This window comes from Streptococcus sp. Z554, assembly GCF_053010305.1.
The window spans coordinates 16,126-35,309 of sequence record NZ_JBRKNV010000006.1; the positions used below are offsets into that span (position 1 = coordinate 16,126).

The 19,184-nt window shown below is 42.3% G+C and carries 17 protein-coding genes; 13 read left to right on the forward strand and 4 right to left on the reverse strand.

Annotated features, from left to right (window positions below; translation table 11 throughout):
• Positions 1-6: 6 nt before the first annotated feature.
• Positions 7-537, forward strand: a complete 531-nt coding sequence (locus ACVC7R_RS06220; protein ID WP_447263974.1) for an ABC transporter permease — start codon at positions 7-9, stop codon at positions 535-537.
• Between the two features lie 75 nt (positions 538-612).
• Positions 613-1,080, forward strand: coding sequence for a class Ib ribonucleoside-diphosphate reductase assembly flavoprotein NrdI (nrdI, locus tag ACVC7R_RS06225; protein ID WP_223333922.1), 468 nt, complete (start codon positions 613-615; stop codon positions 1,078-1,080).
• A 314-nt stretch (positions 1,081-1,394) separates the two neighbouring features.
• On the opposite strand, the gene ACVC7R_RS06230 is transcribed toward nrdI, so the two are convergent.
• Both ACVC7R_RS06230 and argS read right to left on the reverse strand, forming a co-directional pair.
• Positions 1,395-1,646: a MarR family transcriptional regulator gene (locus ACVC7R_RS06230; RefSeq protein WP_447263975.1), complete on the reverse strand. Its 252-nt coding sequence runs from the start codon at positions 1,644-1,646 to the stop codon at positions 1,395-1,397.
• Positions 1,647-1,802: 156 nt separating this feature from the next.
• A complete protein-coding gene (gene argS, locus ACVC7R_RS06235) occupies positions 1,803-3,494 on the reverse strand; it encodes an arginine--tRNA ligase (RefSeq protein ID WP_447263976.1) in 1,692 nt (563 codons plus the stop codon).
• Positions 3,495-3,647: 153 nt separating this feature from the next.
• Here argS and argR point away from each other — a divergent pair, with 153 nt between their 5' ends.
• Together argR and mutS are read left to right on the forward strand one after the other, a co-directional pair.
• Positions 3,648-4,094, forward strand: a complete 447-nt coding sequence (argR, locus tag ACVC7R_RS06240) for an arginine repressor (RefSeq protein WP_447263977.1) — start codon at positions 3,648-3,650, stop codon at positions 4,092-4,094.
• 46 nt (positions 4,095-4,140) lie between these two features.
• The gene (gene mutS / locus ACVC7R_RS06245) at positions 4,141-6,669 is read left to right on the forward strand and encodes a DNA mismatch repair protein MutS (RefSeq protein WP_447263978.1); all 2,529 of its coding nucleotides are present in this window, start codon (positions 4,141-4,143) and stop codon (positions 6,667-6,669) included.
• A 39-nt stretch (positions 6,670-6,708) separates the two neighbouring features.
• Here mutS and ACVC7R_RS06250 read toward each other — a convergent pair whose 3' ends face one another.
• On the reverse strand, positions 6,709-7,167 hold the full coding sequence (locus tag ACVC7R_RS06250; protein WP_447263979.1) for a DUF3021 domain-containing protein: 459 nt from the start codon (positions 7,165-7,167) through the stop codon (positions 6,709-6,711).
• Positions 7,164-7,604, reverse strand: a complete 441-nt coding sequence (locus tag ACVC7R_RS06255) for a LytTR family DNA-binding domain-containing protein (protein WP_447263980.1) — start codon at positions 7,602-7,604, stop codon at positions 7,164-7,166. Before ACVC7R_RS06255 ends, ACVC7R_RS06250 begins: the two co-directional genes overlap by 4 nt.
• A gap of 343 nt (positions 7,605-7,947) precedes the next feature.
• On the opposite strand from ACVC7R_RS06255, the gene rpsL reads away from it, so the two are divergent.
• From rpsL to ACVC7R_RS06300, 9 genes are all read left to right on the forward strand, one after another.
• Positions 7,948-8,364, forward strand: a complete 417-nt coding sequence (rpsL, locus tag ACVC7R_RS06260; protein WP_001142333.1) for a 30S ribosomal protein S12 — start codon at positions 7,948-7,950, stop codon at positions 8,362-8,364.
• A 19-nt stretch (positions 8,365-8,383) separates the two neighbouring features.
• Entirely contained in the window at positions 8,384-8,854 is a 471-nt protein-coding gene (gene rpsG / locus ACVC7R_RS06265) for a 30S ribosomal protein S7 (RefSeq protein ID WP_004250722.1), read from the forward strand.
• Positions 8,855-9,131: 277 nt separating this feature from the next.
• The gene (fusA, locus tag ACVC7R_RS06270; protein WP_447263981.1) at positions 9,132-11,213 is read left to right on the forward strand and encodes an elongation factor G; all 2,082 of its coding nucleotides are present in this window, start codon (positions 9,132-9,134) and stop codon (positions 11,211-11,213) included.
• Between the two features lie 115 nt (positions 11,214-11,328).
• Positions 11,329-15,723: a PolC-type DNA polymerase III gene (locus tag ACVC7R_RS06275; protein WP_447263982.1), complete on the forward strand. Its 4,395-nt coding sequence runs from the start codon at positions 11,329-11,331 to the stop codon at positions 15,721-15,723.
• 40 nt (positions 15,724-15,763) lie between these two features.
• Complete coding sequence (locus ACVC7R_RS06280) at positions 15,764-16,438, forward strand: hypothetical protein (RefSeq protein WP_447263983.1); 675 nt, start codon at positions 15,764-15,766, stop codon at positions 16,436-16,438.
• 13 nt (positions 16,439-16,451) lie between these two features.
• Positions 16,452-16,604, forward strand: coding sequence for a hypothetical protein (locus ACVC7R_RS06285; protein WP_000776623.1), 153 nt, complete (start codon positions 16,452-16,454; stop codon positions 16,602-16,604).
• Between the two features lie 19 nt (positions 16,605-16,623).
• Positions 16,624-17,865 (forward strand): aminopeptidase, encoded by a 1,242-nt coding sequence (locus tag ACVC7R_RS06290; RefSeq protein ID WP_447263984.1) that lies wholly within the window; start codon positions 16,624-16,626, stop codon positions 17,863-17,865.
• A gap of 9 nt (positions 17,866-17,874) precedes the next feature.
• The gene (locus tag ACVC7R_RS06295; protein ID WP_006154630.1) at positions 17,875-18,105 is read left to right on the forward strand and encodes a GlsB/YeaQ/YmgE family stress response membrane protein; all 231 of its coding nucleotides are present in this window, start codon (positions 17,875-17,877) and stop codon (positions 18,103-18,105) included.
• A 143-nt stretch (positions 18,106-18,248) separates the two neighbouring features.
• Positions 18,249-19,157: a LysR family transcriptional regulator gene (locus tag ACVC7R_RS06300; RefSeq protein WP_004250738.1), complete on the forward strand. Its 909-nt coding sequence runs from the start codon at positions 18,249-18,251 to the stop codon at positions 19,155-19,157.
• Positions 19,158-19,184 lie beyond the last annotated feature (27 nt).

A 19,184-nucleotide genomic window follows, 5' to 3' on the forward strand; every position in this document is an offset into this window, starting at 1 on the left:
ACTTTTATGAAAAAGAAACCAATCTATCTATGGGTTTTATTAGTCTTATCAGCGATTAATTCAGCCTTGGCAGTAGTTGGAATTTTCACTCCAGTACCTAGTAAGGACGCCCTTCGTGCTAGCCAAGGAAATGTCGGGACACTTAGTGCTCAACAATTAGAAGATGCTGTTAACTATGCCCACCAAGTGTCAGAGTTATCTCACTCTATTTTTAACACGATACTCATTATTCTATCTGCTATCCTAGTTGTAGTAGCCTTTGTTTTCTTGGTTCGTAAGAACTTACAGTTGGCAAATTACACTTATGTTGGGTATGCCTTGCTAGCCATTGTTGGTCTAGTCTATGACAATATGAATCTACAAGATGCTATGCAATTGATTAAAGACGATACCCTACGTTTAGGAATGGGAGTCATGTCAAAAGTAACTACTATTATATTTATCGTCATCAATGTTATCTTTTTAGGAATTGTCTTCTATAAAATGTGGCGCCAGCAAAAAGAATTAACAGAATCTCAAGAGGAAGAAATCGCCTAAGAGTTGACAAAGGGTAACTATCAAGATACAATCTTGGTAGTTATTTTTTTGGATTCGAGAAAGAGGGAGGAAAAGATGAAAAAAATTTCCTTAGTTTATATCAGTCTAAGTGGCAATACGGAGAGTTTTGTAACACGTTTGAAAGCTTATTTGTTGGAGCAGTATGCGAACATTGAAGTAGAAAAAATTCATATTAAAGACTTGGTCAAGGAAGGAGAAGACTTCTTTGAGATGACCAACCCATATGTGGCTTTTCTACCGACTTACCTCGAAGGTGGCAATGGAGTTGACAATGGAGATGTGGAAATCTTGACCACTCCAGTAGGTGACTTTATTGCATATGGTGATAATGCTAGCAAGTGTTTTGGGGTTGTAGGATCCGGCAACCGCAATTTTAACAACCAATACTGTCTAACTGCTAAACAATACAGCCAGCGCTTTGGTTTCCCTGTTTTAGCTGATTTTGAAATGCGTGGCATGTTGGGAGATATCAAGAAGGTTGCAGGGATTATAGCAGAACTTTACGAACTTGAATCCTTGTAAGAAGATAGAGTTGCTGGGTTAGAGTTTTATCCCATGGATAATAGAATTATTTCAAAAGAGAACAGTTCAAATGAGTAAATTACAGAGATCATTTTTAAAGTATATAAAACGTAAACCAAGCTTCAAGGATATTATGCTATGCAGTGCCTTGCTACTATTAGCGCTTGCTCTGTTGCAGTTCTCCAAGAAATTTCTTGATGAAAGTTTGTCAGTATACGGAACCATGGCATCACTGGGGATTGTTATACTGGTGGGAATCATAGTTCTCAGGAAAAAATAGAAAAAAGACTCGAGAATCTTCATCTCGAGTCTTTTTATGATTTGCGAATTTCGTCAACGATTTCTTTTGAAATTGGAATTCCTAAACGGTAACCTTTGTTGATGTAGTCAATGACATCATTGATGTTTTCTATCGTTTGGATTTTCTCTTTGATAGTTGCACGAAAAGCTGGATCTTTCAATAGTTGGTCCTGAAGCAGTCTTTGAAGTTTCTCTTTTTCATATTTGTTGACAAGAAAGAGAAAAAGAAGACTGATAACAACTAGAATATAAGCATACTGGCTCATAAAAATTCTCCCTAAGTGATAAAGAAGTAGGTGGCAAGAGAAAGGCGAAGTATCTTCCCCTTTCGAGTGATAATGCTATGAAGCAGTTAGCTAGTCCGCATAAACGCGGCTAGCGTCTAACAATTAGGAACTTTAGTTCCAATTGTTAGTACTGAATCACATCTTCTCTGGTGCTTCTACGCCCAGCAAACGAAGGGCTTCTTTGAGGACAACTGCTGTTGCATAGCTAAGGGCTAGACGGCTGTCACGTTCTGGACTTTCATCCAAGATGCGAGTGTGGGCATAGTATTTGTTAAAGGCTTGTGCTAAGCTGATTGCAAATTTAGCGATGATAGAAGGTTCGTAGTTGTCAGCTGCACGTTTAATAATACGTGGGAAATCTTGGATGAGCTTGATGATTTCCCAACTTTCAGCATCGTTCAGGCTATAGTTGGCCCCTGCTTCAGGTTTGAAATCGGCTTTACGCAAGATTGATTGGATACGAGCGTAGGCATATTGAACATAAGGACCAGTCTCTCCTTCAAAGGATACCATAGCTTCAAGGTCGAAGTCGTAGCCATTTGTACGGTCGGTTTTAAGGTCATAGAATTTAATGGCACCAACTCCAACAGCATGCGCAACTTGGTCTTTGTTTTCAAGTTCAGGATTTTTGGCTTCGATTTGCGCTTTAGCACGGCTGATGGCTTCTGCGACAGTTGGCTCTAGTAAGATAACATTCCCTTTACGAGTAGAAAGTTTCTTCCCTTCTTTTGTAACTAAGCCAAACGGTACATGGACAATATCTTGGCTCCAATCATAGCCCATTTCTTGCAAGACAGCCTTAAGTTGTTTAAAGTGAGCTGATTGTTCTTGACCAACGACATAGATCGATTTGGCAAATTGATATTCGTTTTTGCGGTAGAGGGCAGCGGCTAAGTCGCGTGTGATGTAGAGAGTTGCACCATCAGATTTCTTGATCAGAGCTGGATGTTCAATTCCATATTTTTCAAGATTAACAACTTGAGCACCTTCAGATTCGACCAATAGTCCTTTTTCAGCTAGGATATCTACAACTGCATCCATTTTGTCATTGTAGAAGGCTTCCCCGTTATAGCTGTCGAATTCAACCTGTAACTCATCGTAAAGGCGGTTAAATTCTACCAAACTTTCATCGCGGAACCATTGCCAAAGAGCAAGAGCTTCCTCATCTCCGTTTTCAAGCTTGCGGAACCATTCGCGTGCTTCTTCATCCAAGCTTGGGTCATTCTCAGCTTCGGCATTGATGCGGACATAGAGCTTGAGGAGTTCATCGATTGGATGAGCTTTGACAGCTTCTTCATTCCCCCATTTTTTGTAGGCGACAATCAACATCCCAAACTGTTTGCCCCAGTCTCCCAAGTGGTTGACCTTGACAGTCTGATAACCAATCTTTTGGAAGATATGTGACAAGCTATCTCCGATAACGGTTGAACGAAGGTGACCGATTGAAAATGGTTTAGCGATGTTAGGGCTAGACATGTCGATAACAACATTTTCTTGCTGACCGATCTCTTGGTCAGCGTAGTGCTCTTTTTCAGTGATAACGTCTTGGAGTACTTGACCAGAAATAGCAGCTTTGTCCAGGAAAAAGTTGACATAAGGTCCTGTTGCTACCACCTTTTCAAAGGCTTGACTATTAATCTTTTCAGCGATCTCAGCAGCAATCATTTGAGGGGCTTTACGCTCAACCTTTGCCAACGAGAAGGCAGGGAAGGCGATATCTCCCATATCTGAGTTTTTAGGTGTTTCTAGTAAATTTAAAATAGCCTCTTGGTCCAGGCTATCAATGACGCTAGCCAACTCGCTAGCAATCAATTCTTTTGTATTCATTTAGGGCTCCTTTAGGGCTTTTCTACTATTTTATCACAATTTACTACATTTTTTTTGAAAGAAGAGATATTTTTTGAAATATCCAGTTTTTTTGATATAATGTTCTTACTAAAAAAATGTAAAATGTTATAAATATACACTTGAAAGGATCTCATGAGAAAAAGAGAACGTCATCAGCTCATCAAGCGAATGATTACAGAAGAAAAATTAGGAACTCAAAAGGAAATTCAAGATCGATTGGAAGCCTGTGATGTCTTTGTGACACAAACGACATTATCCCGTGATTTGCGAGAACTTGGCTTAACCAAAGTTAAGAAAAACGATGTTGTCTACTATGTACTAGCAAATGAGACAGACAAAATTGACTTGGTTGAATTCCTTTCACATCACTTAGAGGGTGTTGCAAGGGCTGAATTTACCCTAGTCCTCCACACGAAACTTGGAGAAGCATCTGTTTTAGCCAATGTAGTCGATTCAAATAAAGATGGGTGGATCTTAGGTACAGTTGCTGGAGCGAATACCCTTTTGGTTATCTGTAAAGATCAACATGCTGCTAAAGTCATGGAAGAACGCTTGCTTGAGCTAATGGAAAATAGATAAGGTCTTGAGAGCTTCTCTCAGGGCTGTTTTTACAAGGAGAGAGTAAATGACTACTGAAAAATTATCACCTGGGATGCAACAGTATGTGGATATCAAAAAACAATATCCAGATGCTTTTTTGCTTTTTCGCATGGGTGATTTTTATGAGTTGTTTTATGAAGATGCCGTCAATGCTGCACAGATACTAGAAATCTCACTGACCAGTCGCAATAAAAATGCTGAAAATCCTATTCCTATGGCAGGTGTACCCTATCACTCTGCCCAACAGTACATCGATGTCCTAGTTGAGCGTGGCTACAAGGTTGCCATCGCTGAACAGATGGAAGACCCCAAACAAGCTGTGGGTGTCGTTAAACGTGAAGTCGTTCAGGTTATTACACCAGGGACAGTCGTTGATAGTAGCAAGCCAGATAGCCAAAACAACTTTTTGGTAGCTATTGATCATGACGGGGCTAAATATGGCTTGGCCTACATGGACCTGGTCACAGGTGATTTTTATGTGACAGGACTATCAGATTTTTCTCTAGTCTGTGGTGAAATCCGCAATCTCAAGGCCAGAGAAGTAGTGATTGGCTACGAACTATCCGAAGTGGAAGAGCAGATTCTCAGTCGTCAAATGAATCTGGTGCTTTCCTATGAAGAGGAATCGTATGAAGATGTACATTTACTAGATCCACGCTTGGCACCTGTTGAACAAGCTGCCAGCAGTAAACTTCTCCAGTATGTTCATCGGACACAGATGCGAGAATTGAACCATTTGAAGCCTGTTATCCGTTATGAAATCAAGGATTTCTTACAGATGGATTTTGCGACCAAGGCCAGTCTTGATTTGGTTGAAAATGCTCGCTCAGGCCAGAAACAAGGCAGTCTTTTCTGGTTGCTGGATGAAACTAAAACTGCAATGGGTATGCGTCTTCTGCGTTCTTGGATTCAACGCCCCTTGATTGATAAGGACCGTATTATAGAACGTCAAGAGGTTGTGCAAGTCTTTCTGGATTATTTCTTTGAGCGCAGTGATTTAACAGAAAGCCTCAAGGGAGTCTACGATATCGAGCGTCTGGCTAGTCGGGTATCTTTTGGCAAAAGCAATCCGAAAGACCTCTTGCAATTAGCCACTACCTTAGGAAGTGTTCCACAAATTCGAGCAATTTTAGAAGAAATGGAGCAACCAGCTCTAGCTTATCTCATTGAACAACTAGATGCTATTCCTGAGTTGGAAAATCTTATTAGCGCAGCCATTGCTCCAGAGGCTCCTCATGTGATTACAGAGGGCGGGATTATCCGGACTGGCTTTGATGAGACCTTGGATAAATACCGTCGTGTGCTGAGAGAAGGAACCAGCTGGATAGCTGAGATTGAGGCTAAGGAAAGAGAAAACTCGGGCATCAATACCCTCAAGATTGATTACAATAAAAAAGATGGTTACTATTTCCATGTGACCAACTCGCAGCTCGGTAATGTTCCAGCCCACTTTTTCCGCAAGGCAACGCTAAAAAACTCTGAGCGATTTGGGACAGAGGAATTGGCGCGTATCGAGGGAGAAATGTTAGAGGCGCGTGAGAAATCCGCAAACCTAGAGTACGAAATCTTTATGCGAATCCGTGAGGAGGTTGGCAAGTATATCCAACGCCTGCAAGCCCTAGCCCAAGGAATCGCTACTGTCGATGTCTTGCAAGGCTTGGCAGTAGTTGCAGAAAAGCAGCACCTGATTCGACCAGAGTTTGGGCAAGATTCTAGAATTGATATCCAAAATGGTCGTCACGCTGTTGTTGAAAAGGTCATGGGAGCCCAGACTTATATTCCGAACAGCATCCAAATGGATGAAGCTACCAGCATCCAGTTGATTACAGGGCCTAACATGAGTGGGAAGTCAACTTATATGCGCCAGTTGGCAATAACAGCAGTTATGACCCAGATGGGATCTTACGTCCCTGCAGAAAGTGCTCACCTGCCAATCTTTGATGCAATTTTTACCCGTATTGGTGCAGCGGATGACTTGGTTTCAGGTCAATCCACCTTTATGGTCGAGATGATGGAGGCTAATAATGCCATTTCGCATGCGACGGAGAAATCCCTGATTCTCTTTGATGAGTTGGGGCGTGGAACTGCAACCTATGACGGAATGGCTCTTGCCCAGTCTATCATCGAGTACATCCATGAGCATATTGGTGCCAAGACTCTTTTTGCGACTCACTACCATGAATTGACCAGTCTGGAATCTGATCTCGAGCATCTAGTCAATGTTCACGTGGCTACGCTGGAACAAAATGGACAGGTGACCTTCCTTCACAAGATAGAACCAGGCCCAGCTGACAAATCATACGGTATTCATGTAGCTAAGATTGCTGGACTACCAGCAGACTTGCTAAAAAGAGCGGATACTATTTTAGCTCAGCTAGAGAGCCAAGGCCAGAAGAGTCCTTCTAATCAAAGGAACACAGTCAATGAGCAAATGTCTCTCTTTGATGAAAAAGAAGAAAATCCTATCCTAGCAGAGTTGGCCCAACTAGATGTTTACAATATGACACCGATGCAGGCCATGAACCTCTTATTAGAATGGAAGCAAACATTATAAGTAAAAACCCACTCACAAAACGGAGTGGGTTTTTAAGTCTTATTTTTTCTGAGCCAATAATTGGTTGATATGGGCAACCTTCTTTGATTCTATCTTGTAGAGAATAGTCCAGATGATGAGGTAGACGATGGCAAACTCTGGGATGAGCTGAAGGATGAAAGTCCAGTGAAGAGGGAACCAACCAGCTAGGATTGCTAGAGGGACAAAGCCTAGGAGCATAAGGAAAAAATGAGTGACTGTAGCTCTAAGGAGACTCCAGTCTTGGGCGAAGAGACGACCGCCGAAACTAAAGAGGACACCAATCGTTGCCCAGATAAGCAGACAGTAAAGTAAGACGAGTGATCCATGCACCTGATGTTGGGTCATGAATTGCCCAATTAAAGAGTTGGGGCTGAGAGGTGCGTAGTTACTTGGTGAGTGGATAAACGAAAAGATAATAGATAGGATAAGACCGATGAGGATACCGGTTGTGGCATCGTGAAATACTTGTTTTTTCATAGTTCTAATTTCTCCTTAATAGTTTTGAGATAACGGCGAGATGAGTAGGTAAAACTGTCGTTTTTAAGATAGATTTCAATCAAGCCGTTAGAGGTTAGTTTTAGATGACTGATCGCCTCAATGTTGACAATTTCGGATTGGGAAATTTGGATAAAGGAAGCAGGTAAAATTTCACTTGCTTGGTAGAGACGAATGTCGAGTGCATAGGTTTGGCTATCCGTTTCGGCCAAGACCTTACGATTTTCAATGTAGATTCGCTGAATCTTGCTAATCTGAATCAAGTAGACCTGATCTTGAAATTTTCCTTTGATGGTCTCCTTTTGATCCAGAGATTGGACAAAGTCCTGAATTTTTTGAACTCGAGTGGACAAGGTTGGCGCTTCGATGATGATTTGTTCTTCAGTATGTTGTGCATCAATGTCGAGTCTGACTTTCATAATTTTTCCTTTCATCAAGTTGTAATAGAGATCTCTTACTTACAAATCTATTAAACACCATTTTGTCGACAAATACAAGAAGCTTTGTCTATGTGGTCGGTTGAAGAGTCTATCTGGTAGGCGAACGTTTTCAACTAAATTTAAGAGCGAAGAAGTCAAAAAATAAGAAGAAATATATTGACAAAAATAGAAAAAACGTGGTACAATGTTAGACGGTACTTTTTACTTTTGGTCTCTCAAGAGTGTACAGGGACGTGCTGACAAATGTTGCAAAAGTACACACAGATGATAGCTGTCACCAAGTGTATCATCACCAAAAATAAAAAAACACAGGAGAATGTAGATGCCTACAATTAACCAATTGGTTCGCAAACCGCGTAAATCAAAAGTAGAAAAATCTAAATCACCAGCTTTGAACGTTGGTTACAACAGTCATAAAAAAGTTCAAACAAACGTTTCTTCACCACAAAAACGTGGTGTAGCAACTCGTGTTGGGACTATGACACCTAAAAAACCGAACTCTGCCCTTCGTAAATTTGCTCGTGTACGTTTGAGCAACTTGATCGAAGTTACTGCCTACATCCCAGGTATCGGACACAACTTGCAAGAGCACAGCGTGGTGCTTCTTCGTGGTGGACGTGTAAAAGACCTTCCAGGGGTACGTTACCATATCGTCCGTGGTGCACTTGATACTGCAGGTGTCAACGATCGTAAACAAGGCCGTTCTAAATACGGTACTAAACGTCCGAAAAAAGCATAAGGAAAGGGGATAAAGAGAAATGAGTCGTAAAAATAGAGCTCCAAAACGTGAAGTGTTGCCAGATCCGCTTTACAATTCACAACTAGTTACTCGTCTTATCAACCGCGTTATGCTTGATGGTAAACGTGGTACAGCTGCTTCAATCGTTTACGGTGCTTTTGAGCAAATCAAAGAAGCTACTGGTAACGATGCACTTGAAGTATTTGAAACAGCTATGGAAAACATCATGCCTGTACTTGAAGTACGTGCACGTCGTGTTGGTGGATCAAACTACCAAGTCCCAGTTGAAGTTCGTCCAGAACGTCGTACAACACTTGGACTTCGTTGGTTGGTAACAATTGCTCGCCTTCGTGGTGAACACACAATGCAAGACCGTCTTGCAAAAGAAATCTTGGACGCTGCTAACAACACTGGTGCAGCTGTTAAGAAACGTGAAGACACTCACCGTATGGCTGAAGCTAACCGTGCCTTCGCACACTTCCGTTGGTAAAATCATGATGCTAGGAACGGTAAGGATGCACAGTGAAAATAGGAAACTGACGCAGTATTCGATGAATACAAGGAAGTTTATCTTTTTCACCCAGCATCCCGTTCCAGCTCAAATCGGCTAACACGAATAGTATTAGCTACAATTCAACTTCCCATCTCACAAGTTGAAACCAACTAAACAAGATAAACATTGAGAACGGGTGGGTCCTGCCTATCCGTTTTTATTGAAATCGTGTTATAATAGAATAGAAATAAAAAATATAGGAGAAACAAACCTCATGGCACGCGAATTTTCACTTGAAAAAACTCGTAATATCGGTATCATGGCTCACGTCGATGCTGGTAAAACAACTACAACTGAGCGTATCCTTTACTACACTGGTAAAATCCACAAAATCGGTGAAACTCACGAAGGTGCGTCTCAAATGGACTGGATGGAGCAAGAGCAAGAACGTGGTATCACTATCACATCTGCTGCGACAACAGCTCAATGGAACAACCACCGCGTAAACATCATCGACACACCAGGACACGTGGACTTCACAATCGAAGTACAACGTTCTCTTCGTGTATTGGACGGTGCGGTTACAGTTCTTGACTCACAATCAGGTGTTGAGCCTCAAACTGAAACAGTTTGGCGTCAAGCAACTGAGTACGGAGTTCCACGTATCGTATTTGCCAACAAAATGGATAAAATCGGTGCTGACTTCCTTTACTCAGTAAGCACACTTCACGATCGTCTTCAAGCAAATGCTCACCCAATCCAATTGCCAATCGGTTCAGAAGATGACTTCCGTGGAATCATCGACTTGATCAAGATGAAAGCTGAAATCTATACGAACGACCTTGGTACAGATATTCTTGAAGAAGACATTCCAGCTGAGTACCTTGAACAAGCTCAAGAGTACCGTGAAAAATTGGTTGAAGCAGTTGCTGAAACTGACGAAGAATTGATGATGAAATACCTCGAAGGTGAAGAAATCACTAACGAAGAATTGAAAGCTGGTATCCGTAAAGCGACTATCAACGTTGAATTCTTCCCAGTATTGTGTGGTTCTGCCTTCAAGAACAAAGGTGTTCAATTGATGCTTGATGCGGTTATTGACTACCTTCCAAGCCCACTTGACATCCCAGCTATCAAGGGTATCAACCCAGATACAGATGAAGAAGAAACTCGTCCTGCATCTGATGAAGAGCCGTTTGCAGCTCTTGCCTTCAAGATCATGACTGACCCATTCGTAGGTCGTTTGACATTCTTCCGTGTTTACTCAGGTGTTCTTCAATCAGGTTCATACGTATTGAACACTTCTAAAGGTAAACGTGAACGTATCGGACGTATCCTTCAAATGCACGCTAACAGCCGTCAAGAAATCGACACTGTTTACTCAGGTGATATCGCTGCTGCCGTTGGTTTGAAAGACACTACAACTGGTGACTCATTGACAGATGAAAAAGCTAAAATCATCCTTGAGTCAATCAACGTTCCAGAACCAGTTATCCAATTGATGGTTGAACCAAAATCTAAAGCAGACCAAGACAAGATGGGTATCGCCCTTCAAAAATTGGCTGAAGAAGATCCAACATTCCGCGTTGAAACGAACGTTGAAACTGGTGAAACAGTTATCTCTGGTATGGGTGAGCTTCACCTTGACGTCCTTGTTGACCGTATGCGTCGTGAGTTCAAAGTTGAAGCGAACGTAGGTGCTCCTCAAGTATCTTACCGTGAAACATTCCGCGCTCCTACTCAAGCACGTGGATTCTTCAAACGTCAGTCTGGTGGTAAAGGTCAATTCGGTGATGTATGGATTGAATTTACTCCAAACGAAGAAGGAAAAGGATTCGAATTCGAAAATGCAATCGTCGGTGGTGTGGTTCCTCGTGAATTCATCCCAGCGGTTGAAAAAGGTTTGGTAGAATCTATGGCTAACGGTGTTCTTGCAGGTTACCCAATGGTTGACGTGAAAGCTAAGCTTTACGATGGTTCATACCACGATGTCGACTCATCTGAAACTGCCTTCAAGATCGCGGCATCTCTTGCCCTTAAAGAAGCTGCGAAGACTGCACAACCAGCTATCCTTGAACCAATGATGCTTGTAACAATCACTGTTCCAGAAGAAAACCTTGGTGATGTTATGGGTCACGTAACTGCTCGTCGTGGACGTGTAGATGGTATGGAAGCTCACGGTAACAGCCAAATCGTTCGTGCTTACGTTCCACTTGCTGAAATGTTCGGTTACGCAACAGTTCTTCGTTCTGCATCTCAAGGACGTGGTACTTTCATGATGGTATTCGACCACTACGAAGATGTACCTAAGTCAGTACAAGAAGAAATCATTAAGAAAAACAAAGGTGAAGACTAATACGTCGTCACTCTACAAGGAAGTCACTTAGTGACTTCCTTTTTCTGTTTGGTAGAAATAGCTAAAATTGCCTCAAATATGGTAAAATAGAAGGAGTATATTGTGAGGAAAATGGATGTCAACCACTTTTGAAATTTTAATGAATCAGTTGGGAATTCCCGCTGAGATAAGAAATCATGAGGCCTTCTCCCAGGCTGAAATTGAACAAGTTATCGTACACAAACAAAGTAACATTTGGGAGTTTCGTTTTATCTTTGAGAATATTCTCCCCTTTGATCTCTTTTTAGCATTGAAGAAGGGATTGAAAGAAGAATTTTCAAAAACAGGAAATCAAGCGACTTTCGAGATTAAAACGAAACATCAAGAGTTTTCAAGAGAGCTTTTACAGGCCTACTATAGGGAGGCTTTTTCAGATGGACCTTGTTCTAGTCAAGGATTTCGGACCATGTATCAGGATTTTCAGGTTCGATTTGAAAATGATCAGTTGATTATTGAGGCTTCTGAAGCAGCAGATACAGAGCATTTCAGAAAAAATCATCTGCCAAATCTTAGCAAACAACTGGAACTCTTTGGTTTTCCTAAGTTTACGTGTCACTTAGAGAAAAATGAAGATTTGACCAAGGAAGAACAGGAAGCTTTCCATTCTGAAAATCAAATGATTGTTCAGGCTGCTAATGACGAAACCCTTCGAGCTATGGAACAGTTAGAACAGATGGCACCGCCTCCTCCAGTTGAGGACAAACCTGTCTTTGATTTTCAAGCCAAGAAGGCTGCTGCTAATCCTAAACTTGACAAGGCCGAGATTACTCCAATGATCGAGGTCAATACCGAGGAAAATCGACTGGTTTTTGAAGGAGTTGTCTTTGATGTGGAACATAAGGTGACGAGAACGGGTCGTGTCTTGATTAACTTCAAGATGACGGACTATACGTCTAGTTTCTCCATGCAAAAATGGGTCAAAAATGAAGAAGAAGCTCAGAAGTTTGACATCATTAAGAAAAATTCTTGGCTCCGTGTTCGTGGAAATGTTGAGATGAATAATTTCACACGAGATTTGACCATGAATGTGCAAGATGTGCAGGAAGTCGTTCACTATGAGCGTAAGGACTTAATGCCAGAAGGTGAGCGTCGTGTTGAATTTCATGCCCATACCAATATGTCGACTATGGATGCTCTTCCTGAGGTAGAAGAAATCGTTGGTACTGCAGCCAAATGGGGCCACAAAGCCGTAGCTATAACGGACCATGGTAATGTGCAATCCTTCCCTCATGGCTATAAGGCCGCCAAGAAAGCTGGTATCCAGCTCATTTATGGGATGGAAGCCAATATCGTTGAAGACCGTGTTCCTATCGTTTATAACGAAGTGGAGATGGACCTTTCTGAAGCTACCTATGTGGTCTTTGACGTGGAAACGACAGGTCTATCAGCTATCTATAATGACTTGATTCAGGTTGCGGCTTCCAAGATGTATAAGGGGAATGTCATCGCTGAGTTTGATGAATTTATCAATCCAGGGCATCCCTTATCAGCCTTTACAACCGAGTTAACAGGGATTACGGATGACCATGTAAAAAATGCTAAACCCTTGGTTCAAGTTCTGAAAGAATTCCAAGAATTCTGTAAAGATACCGTTCTTGTAGCCCATAATGCGATCTTTGACGTTGGCTTTATGAACGCTAACTATGAGCGTCACGGTCTTCCAAAAATTACTCAACCGGTCATCGATACGCTAGAGTTTGCTAGAAATCTCTATCCTGAGTATAAACGCCATGGTCTCGGCCCCTTGACCAAACGTTTTGGTGTAGCCCTAGAACACCACCACATGGCCAACTATGATGCGGAAGCAACTGGCCGTCTGCTCTTTATCTTTATCAAGGAAGTAGCAGAAAAACACGGTGTGACTGACTTGGCTCGATTGAACCTTGATTTAATCAGTCCAGACTCTTATAAAAAAGCTCGAGTCAAGCATGCGACCATTTATGTGAAAAATCAGGTGGGCTTGAAAAATATCTTTAAGCTGGTGTCTCTCTCAAATACCCAGTACTTTGAAGGAGTTCCACGGATTCCACGTACGGTACTAGATGCCCATCGAGAAGGCTTGATCTTAGGTTCAGCCTGTACGGAAGGAGAAGTCTTTGATGCAGTCGTGTCACAAGGGGTAGATGCGGCAGTCGAAGTAGCTAAATACTATGACTTCATCGAGGTGATGCCTCCGGCTATCTATGCACCTCTGATTGCCAAAGAGCAGGTCAAGGATATGGAGGAACTTCAGACCATCATCAAGAGTTTGATTGAGGTCGGAGACCGTCTCGGTAAGCCCGTTCTTGCGACAGGAAATGTCCACTATCTCGAACCTGAGGATGAGATTTATCGAGAAATCATCGTGCGAAGTCTAGGTCAGGGAGCTATGATTAACCGGACGATTGGTCACGGAGAAGCTGCCCAACCAGCTCCACTACCCAAGGCACATTTTAGAACGACCAATGAAATGTTGGATGAATTTGCCTTTCTAGGGGAAGACTTGGCTCGTAAGATTGTTATTGAAAATACCAACGCCTTGGCAGAAATTTTTGAGCCTGTTGAGGTCGTTAAAGGCGACTTGTATACACCTTTCATTGACAAGGCCGAGGAAACGGTCGCAGAGTTGACCTATAAAAAAGCTTTTGAGATTTATGGAAATCCTCTGCCAGATATCGTTGATTTACGGATTGAAAAAGAACTAACCTCTATCCTGGGGAATGGATTCGCCGTGATTTATCTGGCTTCGCAAATGCTAGTGCACCGCTCAAACGAACGAGGCTACTTGGTTGGTTCACGTGGGTCTGTTGGATCTAGTTTCGTTGCGACCATGATTGGGATTACAGAGGTCAATCCTCTCTCTCCTCACTATGTCTGTGGGCAGTGTAAATATAGTGAGTTTATCACAGATGGTTCCTACGGTTCAGGCTTTGATATGCCAGATAAAGACTGTCCAAACTGTGGTCATAAGCTCAGCAAAAATGGACAGGATATTCCTTTTGAAACCTTCCTTGGTTTTGATGGGGATAAGGTACCTGATATCGATTTGAACTTCTCAGGTGAAGACCAACCGAGCGCCCACTTGGATGTTCGTGATATCTTTGGGGAAGAGTATGCCTTCCGTGCAGGAACGGTTGGTACGGTGGCTGCTAAAACAGCCTATGGATTTGTCAAAGGTTACGAGCGTGACTATGGCAAATTCTACCGTGAGGCTGAAGTAGAGCGCTTAGCCCAAGGAGCTGCTGGTGTCAAACGGACGACTGGTCAGCACCCAGGGGGAATCGTTGTTATCCCTAACTATATGGATGTCTATGACTTTACTCCAGTGCAATATCCTGCCGATGATGTAACTGCCGAATGGCAGACAACTCACTTTAACTTCCACGATATCGATGAGAACGTCCTCAAGCTCGATGTTCTAGGACATGATGATCCGACCATGATTCGGAAACTTCAGGACTTGTCAGGCATTGATCCAAATGATATTCCTATGGATGATCATGGTGTCATGGCCCTCTTCTCAGGTACAGATATCCTAGGAGTGACCCCTGAGCAAATCGGGACTTCAACTGGCATGCTTGGTATTCCAGAGTTTGGAACTAATTTTGTTCGAGGGATGGTGGATGAAACCCATCCGACGACCTTTGCGGAGTTGCTTCAGCTTTCTGGTTTGTCTCACGGGACAGACGTATGGTTGGGAAATGCTCAAGACCTGATCAAGTCAGGAATTGCGGACCTATCAACCGTTATCGGATGTCGGGATGACATCATGGTTTACCTCATGCACGCAGGTCTAGATCCAAAGATGGCCTTTACCATCATGGAACGAGTGCGTAAGGGATTGTGGCTCAAAATCTCAGAAGAAGAACGCAATGGTTATATCGAAGCCATGAAAGCCAACAATGTGCCTGAATGGTATATCGAATCTTGTGGAAAAATCAAGTACATGTTTCCTAAAGCCCATGCGGCAGCCTACGTTATGATGGCCCTTCGCGTGGCCTACTTTAAGGTTCACCATCCGATTTATTATTACTGTGCTTACTTCTCAATCCGTGCCAAGGCCTTTGACATCAAGACCATGGGTGCAGGCTTGGATGCCATCAAGCGAAAGATGCAAGAAATTGCTGAAAAACGTAAGAACAATGAAGCCTCTAATGTGGAAATTGATCTCTATACAACACTTGAAATCGTCAATGAGATGTGGGAACGTGGCTTCAAATTTGGCAAGCTAGATCTATACCGTAGTGATGCGACTGAATTCATCATCGATGGAGACACCCTAATCCCACCGTTTGTCGCTATGGATGGTCTGGGAGAGAACGTTGCCAAGCAACTGGTCCGTGCGCGTCAAGAGGGAGAATTCCTCTCTAAAACTGAGTTGCGCAAGCGTGGAGGACTTTCCTCAACCTTGGTTGAAAAGATGGATGAAATGGGAATTCTCGGTAATATGCCAGAGGATAACCAGTTGAGCTTGTTTGATGATTTGTTTTAATAGTTTGAAATGTCTTGTGTAGATTTGAGGTTGGCAAATAATGCTAAAGAAAAAAAGAGCAACACCCTGGAAATCAGGGAAAGTTATTTCTATATGTTTACGAAATGGCGTTTATATCTTAGCGCAAATGGTGCGTGATCCCTATCTGGTATTTTTCAACCATTTTAACGAGGAAAATAATTGGAAGGGAGTAACCTTGAAAGAGGAGGATATCCTCTTTTGTAAGGCTGTTACTCGCCAGTTTCTACGCTATAGTCCTGTAGCGATTATCAAAGAAGTTACCCCCCTGTTAGATTATGAACTGCCTAAAGAATGGATTTATAGCCATATTGGAGGGCATCCTATTACTGTTTCGGTAAAGGGAAGGGAGCGCCAACTTGCTGGTTTTGGTAGACGTTGCTCTTTGGTTCTGGCGGATAAGGACAGTGGACAACCAGAAGATAATCCACTTATGGGACTTTTCCAAGCTTATATCATACCAGATATCAAAGAACAGGATTGGGATCGGGTAGGTCAGGCTGAACATATGTCTATTGAAGTATTTCCAACACTCAACGAACGTCTCTATCTTTGCTTTCTTTATGGGAAAAATATAAATCCAGAACAAGATATCTCTTTAGGAAAGCCTCTACCTGATGACTATGAAACCTATATAGATATCCTCACAAATAGTCCAGAGGCACGACGCCTCTATCTAGGAGAGCATGAAGAATAAGAAAGGACATTTCATGAAATTAAGAATTTTTGCGGAAGATAAACCGGCTGAGAAGGTATTTGAGTATCAATTAGACCTTGCTGATCAGACAATTCTTCTATCGACAGCACTCTTGTCAGGTGCTATTGCTTTGGCAGGATTATTTTCTGCTTTGAAAGAAAAATAAAATAGAAAAGAGAAACAACATGGTTTTACCAAATTTTAAAGAAAATCTAGAAAAATACGCTAAGCTTTTGGTTGCAAACGGAGTGAACGTGCAACCTGGTCATACCTTGGCTCTCTCTATCGATGTGGAGCAACGCGAGTTGGCTCACTTAATCGTCAAAGAAGCCTATGCACTTGGAGCGCACGAAGTTATCGTTCAATGGGCAGATGATTTTGTAAACCGTGAGAAATTCCTTCACGCGCCGATGGAGCGTCTGGACAATGTACCAGAATACAAGATCGCTGAGATGAACTACCTTCTTGAAAACAAAGCAAGTCGTCTTGGTGTTCGTTCTTCTGACCCAGGTGCCTTAAACGGAGTGGATGCTGAAAAGCTCTCAGCTTCTGCTAAAGCTATGGGAATTGCCATGAAGCCAATGCGTATCGCAACTCAATCTAACAAGGTTAGCTGGACTGTAGCAGCGGCTGCTGGACTTGAGTGGGCTAAGAAAGTCTTTCCAAATGCGGCTAGTGATGAAGAAGCAGTGGATCTCCTTTGGGACCAAATCTTCAAGACTTGCCGTGTCTACGAAGAAGATCCAGTTAAGGCTTGGGAAGAACATGCAGCAATCTTGAAGAGCAAGGCAGAGATGCTGAACAAAGAGCAATTCTCAGCCCTTCACTACACAGCGCCTGGAACAGACTTGACACTTGGATTGCCGAAGAACCACGTGTGGGAATCAGCTGGTGCAGTTAATGCTCAAGGCGAAGGTTTCTTGCCAAATATGCCAACAGAAGAAGTCTTTACAGCACCTGACTTCCGTCGTGCAGATGGTTATGTCACTTCTACAAAACCTCTTAGCTACAATGGAAATATTATCGAAGGCATCAAAGTGACCTTTGAAAATGGTCAAATCGTTGATATTACTGCTGAAAAAGGTGATCAAGTAATGAAGGACCTTGTCTTTAAGAATGCTGGTGCGCGTGCCTTGGGTGAATGTGCCTTGGTACCAGATCCAAGTCCAATTTCTCAATCAGGTATTACCTTCTTTAACACCCTTTTCGATGAAAATGCTTCAAATCATTTGGCTATTGGTGCAGCCTATGCAACGAGCGTTGTTGGTGGAGCTGAGATGAGTGAAGAAGAGCTAGAAGCTGCAGGACTTAATCGTTCAGATGTTCACGTTGACTTTATGATCGGTTCGAACCAAATGGATATCGATGGTATCCGTGAGGATGGGACACGCGTATCACTCTTCCGCAATGGAGATTGGGCAATTTAAGGAGAAACTATGATTGGAAGTATGTTTGTCGGTCTTTTGATCGGACTATTAGCAGGAGCTATCACCAATCGTGGAGAACGGATGGGATGCTTCGGGAAAATGTTCCTGGGTTGGATTGGTGCTTTCCTGGGTCAAATGCTTTTTGGAACTTGGGGGCCTATCTTAGCTGATACGGCTATTATCCCATCAGTTTTAGGAGCCATGATTTTATTAGCCATCTTTTGGAAAAAAGACAGCTAGTTTTAACTTTCTAGAACAGAAAAAGAGGTTGGAAATCTTCCAACCTCTTTTTTATGAGCTGTAAAAAAAGACTGATGTGCGACTAGCTTGGCTTTCAGTGACTGTTCCTTTTTATATTGCGTCAAGTATGGTACAATAAAAGCATGAGAATTCAACAATTACACTATATTATCAAAATCGTAGAGACTGGTTCTATGAATGAGGCTGCCAAGCAACTCTTTATTACACAACCTAGTCTTTCAAATGCAGTTCGTGATCTAGAAAATGAGATGGGAATTGAGATTTTTATCCGCAATCCTAAGGGAATCACTCTCACACGTGATGGGATGGAGTTTCTATCCTATGCCCGTCAGGTTGTCGAGCAAACGCAACTTCTAGAAGAACGCTATAAGAACCCAATCGCTCATCGCGAGCTTTTTAGTGTGTCTTCACAACACTATGCCTTCGTGGTCAATGCCTTTGTTTCCTTGCTCAAGAAAAGCGATATGGAAAAGTACGAGCTTTTTTTGCGTGAGACGAGAACTTGGGAGATTATCGATGATGTCAAGAACTTCCGTAGTGAAGTAGGGGTCCTCTTTTTAAATAGCTATAATCGGGACGTTCTTTCGAAGATGTTGGATGACAACCATCTCGTTGCCCACCATCTCTTTACAGCACAGCCCCATATCTTTGTCAGCAAGACTAACCCTCTTGCTAAAAGAGACAAGGTGCAGTTGGCAGACCTAGAAGACTTTCCATACTTAAGTTATGACCAAGGTACCCATAATTCCTTCTATTTCTCAGAGGAGATTTTGTCTCAGGAACACCACAAAAAATCCATCGTGGTTAGTGACCGTGCGACCTTGTTCAATCTCTTGATTGGTTTGGACGGCTATACCATCGCGACTGGTATCCTCAATAGTAATCTTAATGGAGACAATATTGTTTCTATTCCTCTAGATATTGATGATCCCATTGAACTGGTTTATATTCAGCATGAGAAAACGAGCTTATCTAAGATGGGTGAACGTTTCATCGAGTACCTACTTGAAGAAGTTCGCTTTGATAAGTAATTTGAATAAATGAGAAGAGAAAAGAAG